The organism is Roseiconus lacunae (genome assembly GCF_008312935.1).
Taxonomy (GTDB): Bacteria; Planctomycetota; Planctomycetia; order Pirellulales; family Pirellulaceae; genus Stieleria; species Stieleria lacunae.
On sequence record NZ_VSZO01000012.1, the window covers coordinates 550,149 to 569,854 of the forward strand.

The 19,706-nt window shown below is 55.1% G+C and carries 20 protein-coding genes and 1 tRNA gene; 13 read left to right on the forward strand and 8 right to left on the reverse strand.

All coding sequences use genetic code 11. The features are described 5' to 3' along the window. Positions 1–5 precede the first annotated feature (5 nt). Positions 6–1,904: a VWA domain-containing protein gene (locus tag FYC48_RS18230; RefSeq protein ID WP_149498145.1), complete on the forward strand. Its 1,899-nt coding sequence runs from the start codon at positions 6–8 to the stop codon at positions 1,902–1,904. A 132-nt stretch (positions 1,905–2,036) separates the two neighbouring features. On the opposite strand, the gene FYC48_RS18235 is transcribed toward FYC48_RS18230, so the two are convergent. From FYC48_RS18235 to tig, 7 genes are all read right to left on the reverse strand, one after another. Further along, a complete protein-coding gene (locus FYC48_RS18235; protein WP_160149607.1) occupies positions 2,037–3,074 on the reverse strand; it encodes a tetratricopeptide repeat protein in 1,038 nt (345 codons plus the stop codon). A 105-nt stretch (positions 3,075–3,179) separates the two neighbouring features. Continuing rightward, on the reverse strand, positions 3,180–6,215 hold the full coding sequence (locus tag FYC48_RS18240) for a tetratricopeptide repeat protein (protein ID WP_149498147.1): 3,036 nt from the start codon (positions 6,213–6,215) through the stop codon (positions 3,180–3,182). A 611-nt stretch (positions 6,216–6,826) separates the two neighbouring features. Beyond that, a complete protein-coding gene (gene rsmH, locus FYC48_RS18245) occupies positions 6,827–7,726 on the reverse strand; it encodes a 16S rRNA (cytosine(1402)-N(4))-methyltransferase RsmH (protein WP_149498148.1) in 900 nt (299 codons plus the stop codon). Further along, positions 7,726–8,643: a sugar phosphate isomerase/epimerase family protein gene (locus FYC48_RS18250; RefSeq protein WP_149498149.1), complete on the reverse strand. Its 918-nt coding sequence runs from the start codon at positions 8,641–8,643 to the stop codon at positions 7,726–7,728. Before FYC48_RS18250 ends, rsmH begins: the two co-directional genes overlap by 1 nt. Positions 8,644–9,038: 395 nt before the next feature. Further along, complete coding sequence (locus FYC48_RS18255) at positions 9,039–9,311, reverse strand: acylphosphatase (protein WP_149498150.1); 273 nt, start codon at positions 9,309–9,311, stop codon at positions 9,039–9,041. Further along, positions 9,308–11,116, reverse strand: a complete 1,809-nt coding sequence (locus tag FYC48_RS18260; protein WP_149498151.1) for a SpoIIE family protein phosphatase — start codon at positions 11,114–11,116, stop codon at positions 9,308–9,310. The genes FYC48_RS18255 and FYC48_RS18260 overlap by 4 nt, the downstream gene beginning before the upstream one ends. Before the next feature lie 17 nt (positions 11,117–11,133). Further along, on the reverse strand, positions 11,134–12,615 hold the full coding sequence (tig, locus tag FYC48_RS18265) for a trigger factor (RefSeq protein WP_149498152.1): 1,482 nt from the start codon (positions 12,613–12,615) through the stop codon (positions 11,134–11,136). A 510-nt stretch (positions 12,616–13,125) separates the two neighbouring features. Here tig and FYC48_RS18270 point away from each other — a divergent pair. Next, positions 13,126–13,198, forward strand: a tRNA-Gly gene (locus FYC48_RS18270). A 259-nt stretch (positions 13,199–13,457) separates the two neighbouring features. Here FYC48_RS18270 and FYC48_RS18275 read toward each other — a convergent pair. Beyond that, on the reverse strand, positions 13,458–13,649 hold the full coding sequence (locus tag FYC48_RS18275) for a hypothetical protein (protein ID WP_149498153.1): 192 nt from the start codon (positions 13,647–13,649) through the stop codon (positions 13,458–13,460). Between the two features lie 371 nt (positions 13,650–14,020). On the opposite strand from FYC48_RS18275, the gene rpsJ reads away from it, so the two are divergent. From rpsJ to rpsQ, 11 genes are all read left to right on the forward strand, one after another. After that, positions 14,021–14,347: a 30S ribosomal protein S10 gene (gene rpsJ, locus FYC48_RS18280; RefSeq protein WP_147871869.1), complete on the forward strand. Its 327-nt coding sequence runs from the start codon at positions 14,021–14,023 to the stop codon at positions 14,345–14,347. Between the two features lie 306 nt (positions 14,348–14,653). Further along, positions 14,654–15,307 (forward strand): 50S ribosomal protein L3, encoded by a 654-nt coding sequence (rplC, locus tag FYC48_RS18285; RefSeq protein WP_230775481.1) that lies wholly within the window; start codon positions 14,654–14,656, stop codon positions 15,305–15,307. A gap of 5 nt (positions 15,308–15,312) precedes the next feature. Continuing rightward, the gene (rplD, locus tag FYC48_RS18290) at positions 15,313–15,957 is read left to right on the forward strand and encodes a 50S ribosomal protein L4 (RefSeq protein ID WP_149498155.1); all 645 of its coding nucleotides are present in this window, start codon (positions 15,313–15,315) and stop codon (positions 15,955–15,957) included. A 38-nt stretch (positions 15,958–15,995) separates the two neighbouring features. After that, a complete protein-coding gene (rplW, locus tag FYC48_RS18295; RefSeq protein WP_149498156.1) occupies positions 15,996–16,319 on the forward strand; it encodes a 50S ribosomal protein L23 in 324 nt (107 codons plus the stop codon). 65 nt (positions 16,320–16,384) lie between these two features. Beyond that, positions 16,385–17,242 (forward strand): 50S ribosomal protein L2, encoded by an 858-nt coding sequence (gene rplB, locus FYC48_RS18300; RefSeq protein WP_149498157.1) that lies wholly within the window; start codon positions 16,385–16,387, stop codon positions 17,240–17,242. 47 nt (positions 17,243–17,289) lie between these two features. After that, a complete protein-coding gene (rpsS, locus tag FYC48_RS18305; RefSeq protein WP_149498158.1) occupies positions 17,290–17,556 on the forward strand; it encodes a 30S ribosomal protein S19 in 267 nt (88 codons plus the stop codon). Positions 17,557–17,565: 9 nt separating this feature from the next. Continuing rightward, positions 17,566–17,934: a 50S ribosomal protein L22 gene (rplV, locus tag FYC48_RS18310; protein ID WP_149498159.1), complete on the forward strand. Its 369-nt coding sequence runs from the start codon at positions 17,566–17,568 to the stop codon at positions 17,932–17,934. Between the two features lie 38 nt (positions 17,935–17,972). Then, positions 17,973–18,683 carry a 30S ribosomal protein S3 gene (gene rpsC, locus FYC48_RS18315; RefSeq protein WP_149498160.1) on the forward strand — a complete coding sequence of 237 codons (711 nt, stop codon included), beginning with the start codon at positions 17,973–17,975 and terminating at the stop codon, positions 18,681–18,683. After that, positions 18,631–19,038: a 50S ribosomal protein L16 gene (rplP, locus tag FYC48_RS18320; protein WP_261345075.1), complete on the forward strand. Its 408-nt coding sequence runs from the start codon at positions 18,631–18,633 to the stop codon at positions 19,036–19,038. The genes rpsC and rplP overlap by 53 nt, the downstream gene beginning before the upstream one ends. Before the next feature lie 84 nt (positions 19,039–19,122). Further along, positions 19,123–19,341 carry a 50S ribosomal protein L29 gene (gene rpmC / locus FYC48_RS18325; protein ID WP_149498161.1) on the forward strand — a complete coding sequence of 73 codons (219 nt, stop codon included), beginning with the start codon at positions 19,123–19,125 and terminating at the stop codon, positions 19,339–19,341. A 14-nt stretch (positions 19,342–19,355) separates the two neighbouring features. After that, on the forward strand, positions 19,356–19,682 hold the full coding sequence (gene rpsQ, locus FYC48_RS18330; protein ID WP_149498162.1) for a 30S ribosomal protein S17: 327 nt from the start codon (positions 19,356–19,358) through the stop codon (positions 19,680–19,682). Positions 19,683–19,706 lie beyond the last annotated feature (24 nt).

Sequence of the window (19,706 nt, forward strand, 5' to 3'; positions counted from 1 at the left end):
CTCCTATGAACGAAACGACAGCGAAGGCACTGCCTCGAATTCCGGAAGATCAATCCGATCAAGAGTCATCGAAGAAATTTCAGCTCGTTACGAGTAGCTCCGTTTCGGTGCTCGTCCACACGGTGATCATCCTGGTGCTGGCGGTCATTACCGTCGACCTACAGAAATTCCAGGAGTTTGATTTGATCGCTTTACCGCCTCGACCGGTCGAAGACGATCCTCCAGTGGAGGTCGAACTGGAACCGGAGATCCAGGTCGTTCCTCCCGAAACCGCGTCACTATTTTCGGCAGCCCCGGCTCCCACCAATATGTCAGCCGGTGCGGCGACCACGCCGGTACTTGACCAGACGCTTGTCGCGAAAGCAGAAATGTCTGACTTACAGATTGCAGCTCCGACGATGGGGATCCCCGATTCGATGGCCCTCATTGAGGCGATTCCTGACGCGAAAGTGAAAGGAGAGGCGCGCGATATCGTAGACAACTATCAACAAGCGCTCGATCGATTAGCGCAAGAGCTACTTTGGATGCTCGATGAGGGGCCCGTTCTGGCAATCTGGTGTTTCGATCAGTCCAACAGTATGAAAGACGACCAAAAAGAGATCCGGGATCGGATCGAATCCGTCTACCAACAACTCGGCCTCGACGGCCGTAGCCGGGGAAACGCACTGTGGACCGCCGTAACCAGCTATGGACAAGGTTTTGTCGATCACACCGCACATAAGCCGACGCCCAACTTGGATCAAATCCGAGCCGCCATCGATGCCGTACCGATCGACGAATCGGGCCTGGAAATGATGTGCAGCGCGGTCGGCAGGACAATCAATACCTACCGAGACATCTCTCGGCGAGGACGGCAGATGGCTTTGATTTTGGTGACCGATGAAAGCGGCGAGCGAATCAATAACGATGCCTACCTGGAAGAAGCCATCGAAGTCGCGAAGGCCGCGAATTGCAAGGTTTATGTACTCGGTCGAGAATCTGTGTTCGGTTACCCCTATGCGTTCATCCGCTGGCGACACCCACAGACGAATCGAGTCCACTGGTTGCGAATCGACCGTGGCCCGGAGACAGGGTTTCCAGAACAGTTGCAAACCAACGGTTTTCGCAGACGCCATGATGCGTTCAGCAGTGGTTTCGGACCTTACGAACAAACCCGCTTGGCACGTGAGACCAATGCGATCTTCTTTATGTTGCCTTCGGTGGAAACCGATTTAGTTCGCGCGACAAAAGTCAAATACGACATGGAAGCGTTGCGGCCTTATCGCCCCGACCTACGTGCCCGCATGGAAGTGCTGACGGACCGCAAAGAATTTCCCCTTCGAGCGTTGATCTGGCAGGTGATCCAAGATCTAAATCCCTACCAAGAAAAATCGAAAAACGTCGTCGAAATGCGAATGGACTTTTCGCTCGATCCACAAGAATTCGTTCAGCAAGCGAGACAGGAGCAAGCAAAGGCGAAGCAGCAACTTCAGTACATGGCCCGAGCGGAACAGTCATTGATCGAAGGCAAAAAGCTCCGCGATCAGGAAGCAGACCCACGCTGGCAAGCCAACTACGATCTAGTCCTCGCGCAATTGGTCGCCTATCAGGCTCGGATATATGAATATGGAGTCGCCCTGGACGCATTCATGGCTAATCCAAAAACCGCACCGCAGACCAGAGGGGATCGAGTCCTTCATGACTGGGACATCCACACCGTCAAGCAAGTGAGAACCGAAGAAGCGAAACCCTATATCGATCGGGCTCGCAGCATGTTCGCAGAAATCCAGGAAGAGCATCCCGGATCGCCCTGGGCGGCGCGTGCAAAGTGGGAACTGGATCGCGGTTTCGGAGTCGACCTTCGACCGCAGTACGATCTTCCCTACAAGAACGTCCCCAATGCCATGGCACCGCCAAAACTCTAAGGGATCGCTTCGGCTGCTGAACCTTCAATCAACCTGCTCGCGAAATGGTTCTGGGGCCGATTCGGACCTGGGTTTCATAAAAGAAGCGGTGAATGACTCGTGGTTCGTCAACACCTAAAGCTACGATCAGCATCACTGGTTGGCCCATACACTGCCGGCGTAGCGTTCATTAAGCAAGTTCTTCGCGGCAACCGAACGATCGGGATTCTTCAATTCGTCCCATAGTTCAACAAGGTTGTGCAAAGCTTCCGCATGGATATCCGAATCCGCGTAAAACAAGATCTCGATGTGCAGATAGGCCATCAGTGCTTCCTTGGGTTTACCGGCTTTTCGGTAGCACTCCCCTAACGCGTTGTAAGCTCGGCCGAACAATTCGGCGTCAGAAGAATCATTCTGGTCAATGATGTTTTCGATTTCGGCGATCGCTTCTTCAACCGATCCAGTCTCCGCGACACACCGAGATTTACCGATTTGGGCAAATAGCTTTTGCCGCTTGGCTTCAACGCTATTCGATTTGTCAGCGAGTACCGCATCATAAATCTGTTGGGCGCGTTGATAGTTGCCTTCGGCAATCGTGGCACGTGCTTCAGACAGCTTTGCACGCAACGAATAGGATGGCCAAGGCGCCTTGTTGGAGACCGCTCCGTAATACTTCACCGCTTGCGAATAATCACCTTGCGCGAGCGAGAGATCCCCCAACAGCTCTGCGGCCGAAAAAAAGTGTTGACTGCGTGGTGCGGCCCGAACAAATGCCAACATCGCCGCGGCTGCTTCCCGCTTGTCTCCCCCAGTGGTGAGCGCTAGTTTTGCACGAACAAACGCGAGATAAAAAATCAAATCTTGACGAACGAGTTCACGTTCGATCTCCGCTGGGTTGACCATTTGCAGATCCACCAACGCCGCCTTGTGTTTACCGGCGATCGCCCGTGCTCGACCTGCTTGCAGACCGGGTGGATCTTCGGCGAACGTGACACGGCTGATCTCATTGACACTTACGGATCGTTTCGATCCCCGAACATCAATCTCCACCGCAACCGGTGAGACGCCGACAACGTTCCCTTCCAATCGTGCCCCGCTGGTCGAATAGATCTGATCGGATTGAGCCACGGCGTGACCGGCCAACAGAGATAGCAGCAGCAGGATCAATTGACCTTTGATTATCTTACCCATCATTTACTCTTTCACAGAAAAAGAATCGACGTATGACAATACATGCCGACGCTACGTTGGCCAGGATACACCGTGTCTCGCGAAAATGGCATCGCTACTTCAAATTCATTGACCTAGCGATCGAATCAACGAGTCATACTTAGGCTTCCATGCTCCCAGATTGGGATACAGGGTGACAGTTTGATTCAAGACGCGACGGGCGTCGCGAAGTAAACGTTGCCGGCTTTTATCGGCCGATGACTTCGCCAGTGCGATTTGACATCGCGCCAGCTCGTAGCGAGCTTCATAGAACGTTTCACGAAACTGTTCGTACTGGGCAGTACTAATCGCAATCTTGGCCCATCCCCATATCGGATCAACGCCTTCGATCGCTTGCTCGAATCGGCTCGGATCTTCGTTACCCCACGACTGCAAAAAGCGAGCGGCCGCAGTTTGAATGTTGATCGCCTTTGGATCTCGTTTCAGCGATGTCTGGTAGAGCGACAGCGCGCCCTGAAAGTCGCCTAGTTGATACTTAATCCCGGCCAACCTGACTTGCACTTGGTTCTTCAAAGCATGGTCAACCGAGCCCTGTGACAACACTCTTTGAAACGAATCATCGGCTTTCTGATAAAGCCGCAACGCCCGTTGACGATCGTCCGTGCCGAATCCATCGGCGAGCGTTGCGAGGGTATCGCCGACCCATTGAAGCACACCGACTTCCGTTGCCCCGTTGCTCAACTCCGCCAGAAACGCTTCGAAGATCGTCGACAGTTCGTTCTTTTCCTGCGACGACGCTGATTCCATTCGCCGCTGAACGTCTTGAGCCAAGGTGACATAGACGCCCAGCATCCGCCGCTTTCCTGCTTCGTCGTTGCCGACGACTTCACGCATCGACTCAATTGCTTGATTGACACGTCCCATATTTTCCTGTCCACCGTCTCCCAATGATGCGACATAGGATCGTAAAGCAGTTTGATAAGCTTCTTCGGCGTAGACAGGATTTGATACGGCAGCATGGCCGGCTTTCAGTAAGGTCAATGGCCCTAGTGTTGGATCCTCTAGGATCTCGATCGCTCGATCGAACTGTTGATCTTCGACGTAGATTTGCGATAGCGATAACATGGCGGTTGCAGAAGCTTGGTCGATCGTTGGCTCTTCGGGAAGCCGTTCATAGCCGGCTAAGATCATCGACTTTGCCTCACCTTTCAACGTGGCAAGTCGTGCCTTCATGTCACCATCGAAAGCAGTGCCTTGTTGAGGACTTTCGTCGGACGAAGGCACTGCCGAAGTCTTCGCCTTTGCATCACTACGCTGCAATTCCAAGAATTTCCCCCAGAGCGATTGCCCTGTGATCAGCTCTAATCCGCCGCGAACTTCGGACGATTCGGGCAATTTGCGCACAAGTTCCGCCGCGCGGAGCACGGCACCTGAGTTGATCAAATGCGGGATAAGCGTCGCTAGCGTTTGTGGTGTATTTGGGTCGTCGGGCCATGTGTCGTGCATGTACGATCCGACTGCATAGAGACGTTGGATTTCAAATTCCGAGTCCGTGCCCGAATCCGACGCTTGCTCTAGTAGTTTCAAGTAGCTGCCAACGGAGATCTTCGCGCACTGCCTTGCGCCAGGGCTGTTGGGAAACCGCCGGGCAACGAAGTCGGCAACAACCGCGGCGTCGTAAAAGTCCCCTTTGACAAAGTACAAATAGCTTAAAAAGTATTGCACTAAATTCACGTTCGATTGGGGCGTCTGCTCATCCGCCAATTGCAGTGCCAGTTGGTAATAGTGAATCGCTCTTTCTTCTGCCGATACTAGCTCGCGATTTGCCTCATCGATTTGGTCTCGAAAAGATTTCTTCTCCTGATCGTTTTGCACATTTTGAAGGCTTGCCGTTAAGGATGCGATTTTGGAAGACGCTGGCGCGATCAGGTCCATGGCCTCCTTGGCGACTGTTTGTGCCGCAGTAAACGTATCCGGTTCTTGCTCTTGGGGGCTGGCCTCCGCCCCACCGAGCTGCGTAAGAAGCTCTTGGGCCGGTTGCTTTAATTCACCGGATTCGGCAGCGACGAGTTGCAGTGCCTCGCGAGCGGCTTCGAGCGACTGGCTTATCAACAAGCGGTTCGCTGGCCGATCTCGTTTCGCTTCGTCGGCCCGCATTTTTAAGGCGCGAGCCAAGTGGAAACGAATCGCAATCCACTCCTTCTCGCGCTGTCGGTCGTCCGGTGTCTCGTCCAACCAGCGACTCGCTTGCTTGATCGCCTCGATGTACTTCCGCTCTTCCGGCGAAAGCCACGTCTCTAAAGCCATTACCAATGCCTTGGCTTTGAGCGTCATCAGAGCCTCCGGCTCATTGGACAAATCAAGGATTTCACCGAAGTAGCCGAGCGCCTCTTTGGTACGCCCGAGACGCAAGAAACATCGCCCCTGATAAAGTCGCGCGTAGCGTCCTGCCAATAACGTGCGATAGTCCTTATAGATTCCGTCGTACATGCCGGCCGCTTCGGTCAAGCATTTCCTTTGCTCCGCTGACCCGACGGGAAGCAATTCTGCCAGTTCTTCCCGGATCGCAGCGGTATACATCTCAGTCTGCAGAAAATCCGCTCGAAGCTGTTTACGCTTGGCGATCAACTGCGCTTCCTTGCGATCACGCGTGTTGAGCACCTTGGGGATTTCATCAAGCTGCCGTTTTACGGCTGATTGTAACTGCGCGAATACCTCGAACGACTGATCGTATAGCCGGAGTGATTCTGTTTTCAGTTCCGGATCATTGTTCACTTCGGAGGCGTCGTATTGCATCCTCGCACGTTCGACAATCAATGTCCCTAGTTGACTGCGAGCAGAATTGACCTTCGCATGACTTGCTTGCGTCCGGATGAATTCGTCAAGCCACTGACGTGCTTGATCGAGTTGCTCGGCACGTAACTTCGGATCTCGTTGTTTGCGTGAGCGATCGATTAACAGCAGACTCTTCTCATACGGAATCGTCGACTTTAGTTCCGCCGATGCCAAACGACTGTTGGCCATCTGGTCCAGGTACGCCATCGCCACATCGTGGTACCCGCGTTCGCGCAAACCGTCCAAGAACGCTTGCGCGGGCTCTTCTCCGAAAGCACTTGAGCCTAGCAGAATCAGCGTGATCGGTAAGCAAACAAGGTTCTTCATTTCGATTGTCTTATTGGAAACGCATCAATCATCGCGTCTCGTCTCGATTAAAAGCTGTTGTTCAATGTTCGGCTAACACCTACCAGCCCCGATGATTGAAGGCGAATGACAACGAATGCCTGCGACCGTTACTGATGCCGTGATGACGCGCCAGGCTGAGTTGAATTGAATCCGCGGATTTCAGCGAAGCCATACTGCGAATCCTAAGTCAGCCCCCTATCGTCCATGTCTCACCGGGTAGGTCTCCCACGGATCAAGCGGATAATTGCCCAGTAGCGTCCAGGATCTGCCATCAGCATCACCCTAACGTCGAAGCACGCTCCGATAACTCCCGCCGAGGTGAGATTCTACCACGCCGCGAGAGTTGGTGTCGGATGTTCACTGCATAGGACCAGCCAATGAACCAATTGATGTAGCTGCCGATGCAATGGCGTGGCATTTGCGAACGGAATACCCATCTGGAATTCCTATGAACGCCACGCCCCAGGCGATTGGAGGGCACCAAGAATCATCCGGGGGAGCGGCTGCGGCGTTCGTGCAGATTTTCGAATTCCGGAAACCGCGGCAGCTACAGTTACAGTCCGACCAAAATTTCGGATCCGGCCGAACCACTACCGTGCACTTCGTTCGGCGATCCGTAGCTTAGCGCTTCGCGCCCGCGGGTTCGTCGTGATTTCGGCATCACTGGGGCGCAGCGGCTTCTTCGTCAGTACGTTCCAACGATCGTCGTCACGAAACGCTTGCTTGACGAGGCGATCTTCCAAGGAATGGAAGCTAATCACAACCATCCTCCCGCCTTCGTCTAGCCAGTCGGGGGCGGCTTGCAACGTACGTGCAAGAATTCCGAGCTCGTCGTTGACGACGATTCGTAACGCTTGAAACGTTCGTGTCGCCGGGTGAATGTCATGCTTCTTTGATCGAGGTACGCAGCGGCGACAGATATCACAGAGCTGTTGTACCGTCCGGACAGGCTCGCGACGTTTCGCGGCGGCGATGATTTCGCGGGCAATGCGACGACTGAAACGTTCTTCGCCGAATTGATAAATCGCGTCGGCGATCTCCTTCTCACTTTGACGTGCCAACCATTCACTCGCCGGCACGCCATTCTCAGGATCGAAACGCAAATCCAACGGCGCGTCGAACTGAAAGCTAAACCCGCGATCACGATCGGCCAATTGGTCGCTCGACAACCCTAAGTCCAACACCATCGCATCGCAGCGGTCGTGGCCGCAGACATCGAGTGCTTTGGCGGCCTGTTCATAGCTAGCTAGAAACACACTCAACCGATCCACACCTTCGTCATCGGCTCGCCGTAAGACCGCCGGATCTCGATCTAGTCCGATCACCAGATCCAGCGATTCGATCGCATCGATCATACGGCGACTATGACCACCACCGCCGAACGTGCCATCGATCACGACCTTTGGCTGACACCCGGCTACCCAATGAACAATTTCATCGGGCATTACCGAAACATGACATGACGCAGACGATTGTTGAGCGTTATCCATCAAGCGTCGTTCTGGTTGCAATGCAAAGCGGCTTCCATGTTATCGGCGATCTCTTTCAAGCGGCTTGCATCGCCTCCGCCAACCTCGGCCGCACACCAGCCTTTGAATCCGATGTCACGCAGCGCCTTTTCGACGCCGGCCCAATCGACATCGCCTTCGCCGATCTTTGTGAACTTGTTCTCGGCTCGCGAAAACCCCTTGATATCCAGCTTCATAATCCGTGGACCGAGCTCGCGCACCCACGCCGCGACGTCACCGTATTTCCAATGGTTGCCGAGATCGAACTGCAATCCCACACGTTCGGATTTGAAAGAATCAACATAGTCGGCTAGCGGCTTTACCGACTGATTGGAATCACCGCCGTGATCGTACAAGAAGTGATTCCACACGTTTTCGATCAAGATATTGACGTTGCATTTTTCAGCCGTCTCGATCGCGGCATGAACGTTTTCCGACGAACGCTTACGCACTTCCTCCTGGGTCCCATCTTTTCCATGGCCGACGACCAACAGGCAACTATCGCCACCGACGGCCGCCGTTTCTTCGATCGATTGCTTCAGATGTTCGAGTGCTTTGGCACGTACCGATGCGTCGGGGTCGCTGTGGCGAATTTGCCAGTGCGTATTGCCAACACTGCCATCGATGACAACCCCGGCAGCCTTCGCGGCGGCGTTGACATCGTTCACATTGACGCCAGGGACGGCCACTTCGACGCCGGCAAATCCGGCTTCCTTGGCGACGCGAAACTTTTCCTCCAACGACCCTTTGACGTTGATCATGCCGATCTTCAAGGTCTTACGAATCCATGGCGTCGACGTCTCCGTCGCGTCCTCGGCGGCAAACGCACCGGCGCGGCCTCCGATCATGGTCAGTGCTCCCAAGGTTCCGAGCGTTTGAAGGGCATGACGTCGTCGCATGTTTGAACCTCTAAAGGGCAGGGGGGGTGACTATCCGCAGGCGACATCGAATTCTGCATTACGAGTCGAACGGAAAGGCGGGCAATGGTTGGACGCGGCGGCGCTGGCGGCATCTCATCTGCGGCCCATTATGATTCCACCGAACATCTCGAAGCAAGGATCTAGATTTGGCTTCTCGATTGCAGTCGCATTCCCAGTCGCTGAGTGACGATTATGGTGACCTTGCCTTCGCAAGATCGCTGCTTGATCACCCCGGGCGGCCACTCGCCCCCTCGATGCCAATTGAGACAATCCCTCCCAACTGACACGCCATCACATCGAACTAGCGTTTTTGCCAAGCGAAAATGGGGCCGCCGGATCATGCAAACTCCGGCGTAATCTACCGAGGCAAAAGTTCAGCCGATCGAGAAACCGTGATCGCGGCCGAGCGATGGCTGCCATGTGACGTCACAATCATCGATCGAGCCCGCCGGGCGAGATTCGATCCGATTGAGGAGCTCGTTCAAGTGAGCCTTACTGCCATCGACATCCAGGAGAACACTTCCGTCTGGTTCATTTCGCACAAACCCGTGGACGTCCAAACCGGAACCGTGATGCAACACGGTGGCGCGAAAGCCGACGCCTTGGACTCGACCACGATATCGAGCAATTACGCGATGTCCGGTCATCTGCCACTCGTTTTCAAGTCGTCTTCACCAATCGTATCAACGGTAGAAACCGATCTTGCATCGCCTTCATGAGGCCGTTCGGTGCGGCGAATGGCCACCAAACACATGTCGTCAAACGGCGGCGCGTCACCGATATGCCGGAGCACCGCCTCAACGATCCGGTCTTTGATCGAAGTCGTTTCTCCGGCTTTGGAAATCAGTGCCCGGATCGCTTCGATGCCGAACTCTTGGTCCTTGGCATCCATCGCCTCGTTGATCCCGTCGGTGTAGAGCAACAAAAAGTCGCCTGGCTCGATCGGAACCGAAACCGCTTCGTATTCCATCCCGCCCATGATTGCGATCGGCAAGCCCGATTGTTCTTTGCCAGGCTCAACGATCTCCCCGTCAACTTGGCGACGAACGATCGGAGGCATATGTCCTGCGTTTACGATCGTGACCGACGCTTCATTCGGATCGATGACAACCATCAAGAAAGTCACAAAACTTTCGACCTCCAACTCGCTCATACGATCGTTTAAGCATTCGATCGCTTTGGAAACGTTTGACTCACTTGCCAAACAGAACCGAGTTTCGGCGGACAACTTGGCCATGAACATCGCCGCGGCGACACCGTGTCCGACCACATCGGCAACGACAACGGCGACGCGTCCATCGGGCAATGGGATGTAGTCGTAGTAATCACCGCCGATATGATTTGCCGCCCGATAAAAACTATCGAACTCCCAGCCGATCGTTTTGGGCGGTGTTTGGGGTAAGAACGCTTTTTGGACATCGGTGGCCAAACGCAAGTCTTGTTCGACCTCTTGCTGCTTGAGCGCCTGCTCATGCATTTGGGCGTTCGTGATCACGATTCCAGCCTGGGTCGCAACGCCACTGAGCAGGTCGATGTCTTCTTCGACAAACTGGCCGCGGCCCTGGGTAGAATCGATCTGGATCGCGCCGAACTTTCGACCATCTGCATCACCCAAAGGCGCACAAATCATGCTCTTGATCGAGAAGTCAGCGATCGATTCACTACTATCGAAACGGCTATCTTCCATCGCGTCGAAGGACAGAATTGATTCGCCGGTTGAAATCACACGGCGAATGATTGTGCGACTGATTCGCACCGTTTGCGTTTCATCGCTTCGCTGTCGAGTCTTGACCCAACGCGTTTGCAATTGATCGTCATCGGTCTGCATGACGATGAAGCCGCGATCTGCCGACGGGAAGATGGCAAACAAGCTGTCGAGAATTTTTGGTAAAACATCATCGACCGCCAAGGCACTGCCCAGGTTACGGTTGATCTTCAGCAACGCCTCAAGCTTGGCTTCGGCGGTGGCCCGCATCTTCAGCCCATCGGCGGACTTTTCATACTTCACTCGCGGTGCGATCGAACGTGACGACTCGGGCTCTTCGTCGGTCATCACGATCCCAAAATGGGACCCCGAGAACGTCACCTCACTTGAATGCCCCGACGCGAATTGTGGGACCGAGTTCCCATGAAAGACGAATTCGATATCACTGATCCGAATTCGATCGCCTTCACGAAGCACGTGAGGCGTAGTCAGTCGCTGACCGTTGACGTAAGTCCCGTTGCGACTGCCTAGATCGTGAACGGTGAAAGCCTGACCTTCACCGATCACCTTGGCATGAAACCGGCTGACCGGCCCGGCATCGACCACAATGTGGCAATCGGGATGCCGACCGATCGACGTTTCACCGTCAGACAATTTGAATCGCTCGGGACCGCCAGAGATCGCGCCTGCGGCGATGTCGGCGCCCCCGAGAGCGTTGTTACCGGGACTTGTTGATAAAAACGCCATCGATTCAAACGAACCTCTTAGTCCTTGTCCTTCTCGGCGTTGGCTTCCGGTGCCGAGTTATCTTCGTACTTCGCTTCAGGGATCGAATCGTCATCACGGCGACCCGTGATGCTGAAATCTACCGGATAGCTTTCGTTGACCGAATCATTTTGATCGGTCATTTCTTCCTCGGTGACGTTGGCATTCTCGACGATCAAATCGATGACCTTTCGTTCAACGATTTGATTTCGCAGTGCATCCATCTGGCCGCTTTTTTCCAGCCGGCTACGCGTCTTCCGTGGGTTCGTACCGTTTTGTTGACTGATCAACATGACCTCTGCGTCGAAATCCTCGGGAGTCGCATCGATGTTTTGCTCTTCGGCAATCTGCTCGAGAACAAAGTGCTCACGCAACGCTGACTCGGTCGACGCACGCGCGTTCTGCTGCAACGCGTTCGCAATGCCTTGCACCTGCGTCGGATCGAAACCACTTCGCTGCAACTCCAAGATGCGACGCTGGATTTCGCGACGGGTCTGACGACGAACGAGATCTTCGGGTAGCTCGAAGTTAACGGCATCGCTGAGCAGATTTGCGACATCACTACGGATCTGCTGCTGCGTATGGTACTCGGATTGACGCTCCAAGGACTCTTTGATGAATTCGCGCAGCTCACCTTCGGTTTCAAAATCGCCGAGTTCTTCGAGCAACTCGTCGGTGATTTCGACACTTTCGAGTTTCTGCACTTCGACGATCGTCACTTCAGCGACAATCTCTCGCTTCTCTTCATCTTCGGCGGCACTCGGCAGCTCGACAGACGTCGTTACTTTTTCGCCTTCCTTCTTACCGGCAACATCTTTTCCGAATTCGTTGCACAAACCGTCGGTGAACGACAACTTGTTCGACAACGTGACCAGTTCTTCTTCCAGCTTGCTGATCGTCTTGCCGCCTTCGGTGAAGCTGATGTTGACGACCAAGCGATCGCCCAGCTCGGCCGGCTCTTCGGTCGCTTCCCATGAAGCCCGGTCCCGCAAGACGCGATCGAGTGCGGAAGTGACGGCATCATCATCGATCTTCTGAACCGACTTCTTTAGCTCCAATCCTTTCCACTCAGGCGTGTCAAAATCGGGGCGCACTTCGATCGTGAACTGAAACGCGAAGTCGCCTTCGCCCGGATCAGGGATCGAGCTGTAATCGAAGTCCGGCTCACTGATCGCCGAAAACTCTTCGTTGTCAGTCACCTGAGTCAAGCTGTCCATCAACAGCTTGCCTTTCACCTGTTCAACCACTCGGTCCTTGAACTGTTTTTCAACCAATCGCCGCGGGGCACGTCCGCTGCGAAAACCGGGGACCTGAGCCTCAGGAACCAGCTCGTCATAAGCTTCTTTGAGGTATCGCTGTACTTCCGCCGATGGAACGGTGACAATTACTTCTCGAACGCAAGCCTGAATCGTGTTGACTTTGACATCCAACTGCAACGTGGGGCTTTCGGCCGTTTCGGGTGAATCGATGGACGTGGACATCCTGTGGCTAACCTTCGCGGGAAATTAGGGAATGGACTAGTGAAATCGCGGGGGCCGGGCACGATGCCATCCGCTGCCGCGAATTAAGATTTCTGTTTTCGAAGCCCGTAATCTATCGCGGATAAGCAAAAATCGGCAAGCCAATGTTGACGTATTTTGAATTTGATCGCCAAGTCGAACCGTTTGCCGATCTTGCCCAACCCCATTTTTGTATCGCCGAACAATCGCCGGGCAAGCGACGCCCCTGAAAACCAAACGACAACAACGCACCTCCCCACGTGCCGCAACCTGGCTCACGGGCGATCGCCTCTCACTACACTGGTCATGCCAACGCCTGCTGCCTCACCGCCCCCGCTCAACGATCCCGACCGCCGCCCTGAACGCATGGGACCGCCCCACCAGGAAGAGAGGCAGAGGCCAAAATCCGGCAAAGAATTTTTGATCAAGTTCTTGGCGGGGCTTGTCGATCGGTTATCTGTTGCTAACCTCTAGCACCTCAACGAAACGCATGCGGCTGTAGCTCAGTTGGTAGAGCATCACGTTGCCAACGTGATTGTCGTGGGTTCGAATCCCATCAGCCGCTCTGAAATAGCACGAGCACAAAAAAGCCCGCCGGAATCACCGGCGGGCTTTTTTCGTACACAACGACTGGCGACAGACCGGCAATCCCCACCCTCGAACGCGCAAAACCAGCCTCGGGAACAGCGCGGCCAGCATGACCGCAGCCGGGCACACTGCGTTCGCCTCGTGCGACGAAAGGGAACCTAGAACCACCGGCAATCGCCTCAGCCCCCCCCGCTGCGCAGCAGACCCCGGCGGTCCGCAGCGGCTTCCGCGACGACCTAACCGAGATCAGGCTTCTCCCGGCCGTCGGAACCGTAGCGATTGAAAGCGAAATACAGATATGGCACCGGCAGACAAAGCAACAGCATGTAAAAAAAGATGCCAACCAGCATTGCCAGCAAGACGGTGATCACGACAAAAAGGATCCAGACCCACCACGTGTCCCGCCACAAACCCAAAATTTGATTCACACCCGCCTCCAACGTTAACGTCACCGCACCAAGCGACCGACAACGTACAACTAATAGGCTTTTCCCGGCAATAGACCGCCAACGCAATCAAAATACCGACCGCGAGCAACCGTCTTTGCCGCCGGATTTTGCCTTGCAACCGGCAATCCTTGCCCCGCCGTGCCAAGCAGGGCAGTTTCTCCGAGAATCTTTTTTGAGGATTTTGCGAAGAGCCGTTGACGCTTGGCACGACCAGTTCTACATTCTCGCCTCCCTGCAAGACTGAGGTCGAGCAGAGAGTTCCCGCAAACGCCTTCGCAGCCTTCCATTGCGAGTCTTTTGCAAGCAAGTTTTTGTTCGTTTCTGCCCACTCATTTACTGGAAGTACTAACGTGTCAGCCGGAGCAAACGAGGTCATCCGCATTCGTATGGAAGCATACGACCACTCCGTGCTGGACCAAAGTGCCCAGGAGATCGTGGACACCGTTAAGCGGACTCACAGCGAAGTGCACGGCCCTATCCCGTTGCCAACTCGCGTTGAGCGATACACGGTCCTTTCCAGTCCGTTTGTGAACAAGAAGGCTCGTCAACAATACGAGATCCGGACCCACAAGCGGCTAATTGACATTGTCCAAGCCACGGCAAAGACAATCGAAGCCCTGAACAAGCTGAGCCTCCCCGCAGGGGTGGACATCAAGATCAAGGCATCGGCCCGCTAGGGCGTCTTGTTCGCCACGGCCATCTGCGGCCGCAAGCAACAGAAAGCGACTGAGAGAAGAACCTGGCGGCAGGCCATGCAGCCAGTGGAAACGTCAAAGCATAAACACACATCCGGTATTCCGTATATGAACGGATTCCGAGTCCGATAACCCAGGCACCCGCTGCCCGATACGCATAAGTGGCAGCAACGCAGCTTGTGGTTCGGGCCGGAAAGTTCGAAACCCCGATACGAGCCAGTGAGTCTCCACGGTAAACCCCGTGGTGCGAGAGCTATGTCACCATCATTACTTGGTCGCAAGATCGGCATGACCCAAATCTACAAGGAAGACGGAAGCGTCGTCCCTGTAACCGTGGTTCAAGCTGGTCCCTGCAACGTTCTCCAGATCCGTTCACTAGAACGAGATGGATACGCAGCCGTTCAATTGGGTTTCGAAGACAAGCCGCGACGCCTTGCCCCTCGCTCAGAGCGAGGTCATGTCGCCAAGCTTGACAGCAAGCGTGCAAAGAAACGCACTGAAGCTGGTGTTGAGCTAGTCGAAAAGGCAGGGTGCGAGCCACAGCGATTCATTCGCGAGTTCCGTGGCGAATCTGACTTAAGCGTTGGCAACCAAGTGACCGTTGACGTATTCGAAGGTGTCACCCGAGTTGACATCACCGGAACGAGCAAAGGTCGCGGTTACGCCGGTGTCATGAAACGGCACAATTTCTCTGGGCAGCGAGCTTCGCACGGTGTCAAAAAGGTCCACCGTCACGCCGGGGGCACTGGCTGCAGTGCTTCGCCGAGCCGTGTGTTCAAAGGTCGCCGCATGGCCGGCCAGTATGGAAACGCAAAAGTCACGACGCGAAATCTGGAACTCGTCAAAATTGTCCCCGAGGACAATTTGCTGCTGATCCGGGGTGCAGTCCCCGGACCAAACGGCGGCTTGGTTTCGATTCGTCAAACGAACAAGGTGAAATAAGTCCGATGACAACGCTACCGATTGTCAACCAAACCGGCGAAGAGGTCGGCCAGTACGAGATCGACACCGAGCAGATCGCTGACCGAGTCAGCAAGCAACTTCTGCACGACGCTGTTGTGATGTACCAGGCCAACCAACGCCAGGGAACCCACTCCGCGAAAACCCGCGGCCAGGTCAGCGGCACGAATAAAAAGATGTACCGCCAGAAAGGCACCGGCCACGCCCGTGCCGGTTCCAAGCGAACCAACGTTCGCCGAGGTGGTGGTGTCGCACGCACGATCAAGCCTCGCGATTACAGCTACCGACTCCCCAAAAAAGCGCTTCGCCGGGCGACTCGCATGGCAATCCGCAGTCGCATCGATGACGGCGAGATGATTGTGATCGACAACCTCGCCTTCGACGCGCCCAAGACGTCGCAGATGGCTTCGGTCCTGAAAGCGGTCGGGCTTGGTGGGACGACGACGTTGATCGCAACGGCCGACCTCGATTCGGCTGTATACAAGAGCGGCCGAAACATCCCCGGTGTCGAAGTCCAACCGGTTCGCCAACTGAACGCACTGTCGGTGCTTCGCCCCAATCGTGTTCTGGTCACCAAGGAAGCCTTGGACAAGATCAAGGACGATTCGTTCGCGAAAGCTGACGCCGAATAAACAGGTATTCATCAGGCTTCCAAGCCAGAGCAACAACCATGGCAAGAATTCAACCACCGGCACAGCCCGAAACGAAAATCAAACTCGAGCCGCATCAGATTCTGTTGCGTCCGCTCGTGACCGAAAAAGGCGTCCATCGAGCGACTCGGCACAACGAGTACGCGTTCGAAGTGCACCAAATGGCCACAAAGCCGGAAATCAAGGCTGCCGTGGAAAAACTTTTCGAGGTCCGCGTCGAGAAGGTCTGCACACAGAACCGCAAAGGCAAAATGAAACGGACCCGTACCGGGTACGGACGCACCTCGGATTGGCGCCGAGCCATTGTGCACCTGCACGAAGAAGACAAGATCGATTTCTTCTAGGCCGAACACCTAGCCGAATCGAAGTACCAACACAGCAACTCAACTAGAACCCGAAGACATCCGCGATGGGAATTCGCATCTACAAGCCGACCAGCGCCGGACGCCGAAACGCGTCGGTCAGCGACTTTGCTGAGCTGACCCCCGGCTACACGGTCGAAAAGTCCTTGCTGAAGCCGAAGCGAAAGACCGGCGGCCGAAACAACCAAGGTAAGATCACGGCTCGACACCGTGGTGGTGGTCACAAGCAGAAGTATCGAATCATTGACTTTCGACGGGTCAAAGACGACGTCGTCGCGACGGTTGACTCGATCCAATACGACCCCAACCGTTCGGCTCGAATCGCGCTGCTGAAATATCCCGATGGTGAGAAATCATACGTCATCGCACCAAACGGCCTGAAGGCAGGCGACAAGGTGCAAAACGGAGCGGACGCGCCTCCTACGGTTGGCAATTGCCTTCCACTGAAGAACATCCCACTCGGAACGACCGTCTGCTGCTTAGAAATGCGAATCGGCGGTGGTGCTGTGTTGTGTCGATCGGCCGGAACAGGTGCGACCTTGATGGCACGCGAAGCCGACTGGGCACAAATCCAATTGCCGAGCGGTGAAGTTCGCCGGATTCCGAGCCGTTGCCGAGCGACCATTGGCCAGGTCGGCAACAGCGAACACATGAACATTGTCCTCGGGAAAGCCGGCCGGGCACGCTGGTTGGGACGCCGTCCGCACGTTCGCGGTACTGCGATGAACCCGATCGACCACCCGCACGGTGGTGGTGAAGGCCGAACCAAGGGCGGACGTCACCCGGTGAGCCCGCAGGGCAAGAGCGCCAAGGGTGGTGCCACACGACAAAAACGCAAACCCAGCAACAGCTCGATCGTTCGCCGCCGCAAGAGCAAGCGGTACGGTCAATTGAAGCTGCGTTAGTAAACGCTGAAACATTCCATCCAAGCGCGACACGTAACTGAAACACGATGAGCCGCAGTAGCAAGAAAGGCCCCTTCGTCGATCCGAAGCTGTACTTCAAGGTGCAGAAGCAGGCGGAAGAAGGGAAGAAAACCCCGATCAAAACCTGGGCACGGTCCTGCACGATCGTTCCCGAGTTCATCAACGTGACGTTCGCCGTGCACGATGGCCGCAAGCACGTTCCCGTGCTGGTCACCGAAGACATGGTGGGTCACAAGTTGGGCGAGTTCGCACCGACGCGGACGTTCAAAGGCCACGGCGGCAAGAAAAAGTAAGGTCGAACGATGTCAGAATTTAAAGCAAGCCATCGCAACGCACGCATCAGTCCCCGCAAGGTTCGACTGGTAGCGGACTTGGTTCGTGGTCAGTACGCCGACGAGGCTCTGGACCTACTCAAGTTCCAGCCGCAACGTGGTGCTCGAATGCTCGAAAAGGTGATCCGCAGTGCGGTCGCCAACGCACTCGACCCCGACCAAACGTCGGGCAATCCACACCGGATTGAAGAACTGGTCCTGACCGACGTACGTGTCGACGGCGGTTCGATGTTCCGCCGAATGCGGCCACGGGCACGTGGTAGTGCTCACATTATCAAGAAGCGCAGTAGTCACATCACCGTTTCGGTGACGCCGATCGACGAAATCGCGGAAGTCTAAGCTCAACCGGTCACGGACAAGAAAAAGAGAAAAATACGATGGGACAAAAAGTCAACCCGATCGCGTTTCGAACCGGTGTAACCCGCGGCTGGTCGAGCCGGTGGTACGCGTCCAAGCAAGACTTCGCGGACCTGTTGGTCGAAGATCGCAAGTTGCGGAACTTCATCACCAACCACCCTAAGAAAACACAATACAAGAACGCCGGAATCGATCGCATCGAAATCGAGCGGACGCGCGACGAAGTCCGTGTGATGATGTTTGTCGCTCGCCCCGGTTTGATCATCGGCAAGAAGGGTCAAGAGATCGAGATCCTTCAGGCCGAATTGCAAAACCTGATCGGACGCCGCATCAACTTGAAAGTTGAAGAGGTCGGGCGCCCCGAACTGCAAGCACAGTTGGTCGCCGAAGACATCGCGCAGCAACTGCAAAAACGATCCAGCTTCCGTCGAACGATGAAGCGATCGTTGGAACAAACCATGGATGCCGGCGCCAAAGGGATCAAGATCCAGCTGGCCGGCCGATTGGGCGGAGCCGAAATGGCACGCCGCGAAAAACAGAGCTTGGGCTCAATCCCGTTGAGCACCTTGCAAGCGAAAATTGACTATGGGACCGCTGAAGCCATGACGCCACAGGGGCACATTGGCATTCAAGTCTGGATTAACCAAGGTACTTACGGAGACGACAACGATGGCGTTGATGCCCAAACGGGTCAAGCATCGAAAAAGCCAAAGAGGTCGCATAAAAGGTAGTGCGACTCGTGGCAATAGGGTCGTCTTTGGTGACTTCGGGATCCAGTCTCTGGAACCCGGGTGGATCAAGGCGACCACGATCGAGGCGGGCCGGATCGCGGCCCAACAATATGTCCGTGGTGAAGGGAAGCTCTACATCCGAATTTTTCCCGACAAGAGTGTCACCAGCACGCCGCTGGAAACTCGGATGGGTAAAGGTAAGGGTGAACCAGATTTCTGGGCCGCGGTCGTCAAACCGGGCACGATCCTTTACGAGCTCGGCGGTGTAACCGAACAACAGGCCAAGGTTTGTTTCGCTCGTTTGGCGAGCAAACTGCCGGTCAAAGTGCGTTTCGTCGAACGACGAACGTTTTAAGCAACGTGATGACGTCCGGCCGCGGTCGACGCGGCCGGCTCATCGAGATCGATTCATTCCAACGTAAGACGATTGGGCCTGGTCATGACCAGCAACAGTGAACTGAGAGAAATGAGCGACGAGCAACTCGAAGCGACCGCTGCCGAAGCGGCTCGTGAGCTGTTCCAGTTGCGTTTCCAGTCTCAGTCGGAGCGTTTGAGTACGCCCAGCGATATCCGAAAAAACCGACGTTTGATTGCTCGGATCAAGACGATTCAGACCGAGCGATCCAAAGCCGCGGAAGCAAACTCCACACCAGCCTAAGTTAGCAAAGCAAAATGCCAAAACGCGTAGTTTCGGGCATCGTCACCAGCGACAAGATGGACAAGACGCGCCGCGTCGAAATCCATCGGTCGGTGAAACACCCCAAGTACAAAAAATACGTCAGCCGTCGCACCGTCTGCCACGTGCACGACGAAAATAACGAATCCGGCGTCGGCGACAAAGTTGAAATCATTGAAAGCGAGCCACTGAGCAAGCTGAAACGTTGGCGATTGGTCCGCGTGATCGAGAAGAGCACGGAAGTGGACCTGGTTGCCTTGCGTGCGGCTCGTAAAGAAGCCGAGCAGGCCGAAGCGGCCGCCGCTGGTAGTGAAAGCGAATAAGTCAATTTTAGATTGTGATAACTC

Excerpts from the sequence above, each read along its gene's own strand:
- tig (WP_149498152.1), bottom strand. The coding sequence starts at position 12,615 with ATGTCCACGTCCATCGATTCACCCGAAACGGCCGAAAGCCCCACGTTG.
- rpsS (WP_149498158.1), top strand. The coding sequence starts at position 17,290 with ATGAGCCGCAGTAGCAAGAAAGGCCCCTTCGTCGATCCGAAGCTGTAC.
- rpmC (WP_149498161.1), top strand. The coding sequence starts at position 19,123 with ATGACCAGCAACAGTGAACTGAGAGAAATGAGCGACGAGCAACTCGAA.
- rplV (WP_149498159.1), top strand. The coding sequence starts at position 17,566 with ATGTCAGAATTTAAAGCAAGCCATCGCAACGCACGCATCAGTCCCCGC.
- rplC (WP_230775481.1), top strand. The coding sequence starts at position 14,654 with ATGACCCAAATCTACAAGGAAGACGGAAGCGTCGTCCCTGTAACCGTG.
- rplD (WP_149498155.1), top strand. The coding sequence starts at position 15,313 with ATGACAACGCTACCGATTGTCAACCAAACCGGCGAAGAGGTCGGCCAG.
- FYC48_RS18235 (WP_160149607.1), bottom strand. The coding sequence starts at position 3,074 with ATGGGTAAGATAATCAAAGGTCAATTGATCCTGCTGCTGCTATCTCTG.
- FYC48_RS18255 (WP_149498150.1), bottom strand. The coding sequence starts at position 9,311 with ATGACCGGACATCGCGTAATTGCTCGATATCGTGGTCGAGTCCAAGGC.
- rpsQ (WP_149498162.1), top strand. The coding sequence starts at position 19,356 with ATGCCAAAACGCGTAGTTTCGGGCATCGTCACCAGCGACAAGATGGAC.
- FYC48_RS18250 (WP_149498149.1), bottom strand. The coding sequence starts at position 8,643 with ATGCGACGACGTCATGCCCTTCAAACGCTCGGAACCTTGGGAGCACTG.
- FYC48_RS18260 (WP_149498151.1), bottom strand. The coding sequence starts at position 11,116 with ATGGCGTTTTTATCAACAAGTCCCGGTAACAACGCTCTCGGGGGCGCC.
- rsmH (WP_149498148.1), bottom strand. The coding sequence starts at position 7,726 with ATGGATAACGCTCAACAATCGTCTGCGTCATGTCATGTTTCGGTAATG.
- rpsC (WP_149498160.1), top strand. The coding sequence starts at position 17,973 with ATGGGACAAAAAGTCAACCCGATCGCGTTTCGAACCGGTGTAACCCGC.
- FYC48_RS18240 (WP_149498147.1), bottom strand. The coding sequence starts at position 6,215 with ATGAAGAACCTTGTTTGCTTACCGATCACGCTGATTCTGCTAGGCTCA.
- rplW (WP_149498156.1), top strand. The coding sequence starts at position 15,996 with ATGGCAAGAATTCAACCACCGGCACAGCCCGAAACGAAAATCAAACTC.
- FYC48_RS18230 (WP_149498145.1), top strand. The coding sequence starts at position 6 with ATGAACGAAACGACAGCGAAGGCACTGCCTCGAATTCCGGAAGATCAA.
- rplP (WP_261345075.1), top strand. The coding sequence starts at position 18,631 with ATGCCCAAACGGGTCAAGCATCGAAAAAGCCAAAGAGGTCGCATAAAA.
- rplB (WP_149498157.1), top strand. The coding sequence starts at position 16,385 with ATGGGAATTCGCATCTACAAGCCGACCAGCGCCGGACGCCGAAACGCG.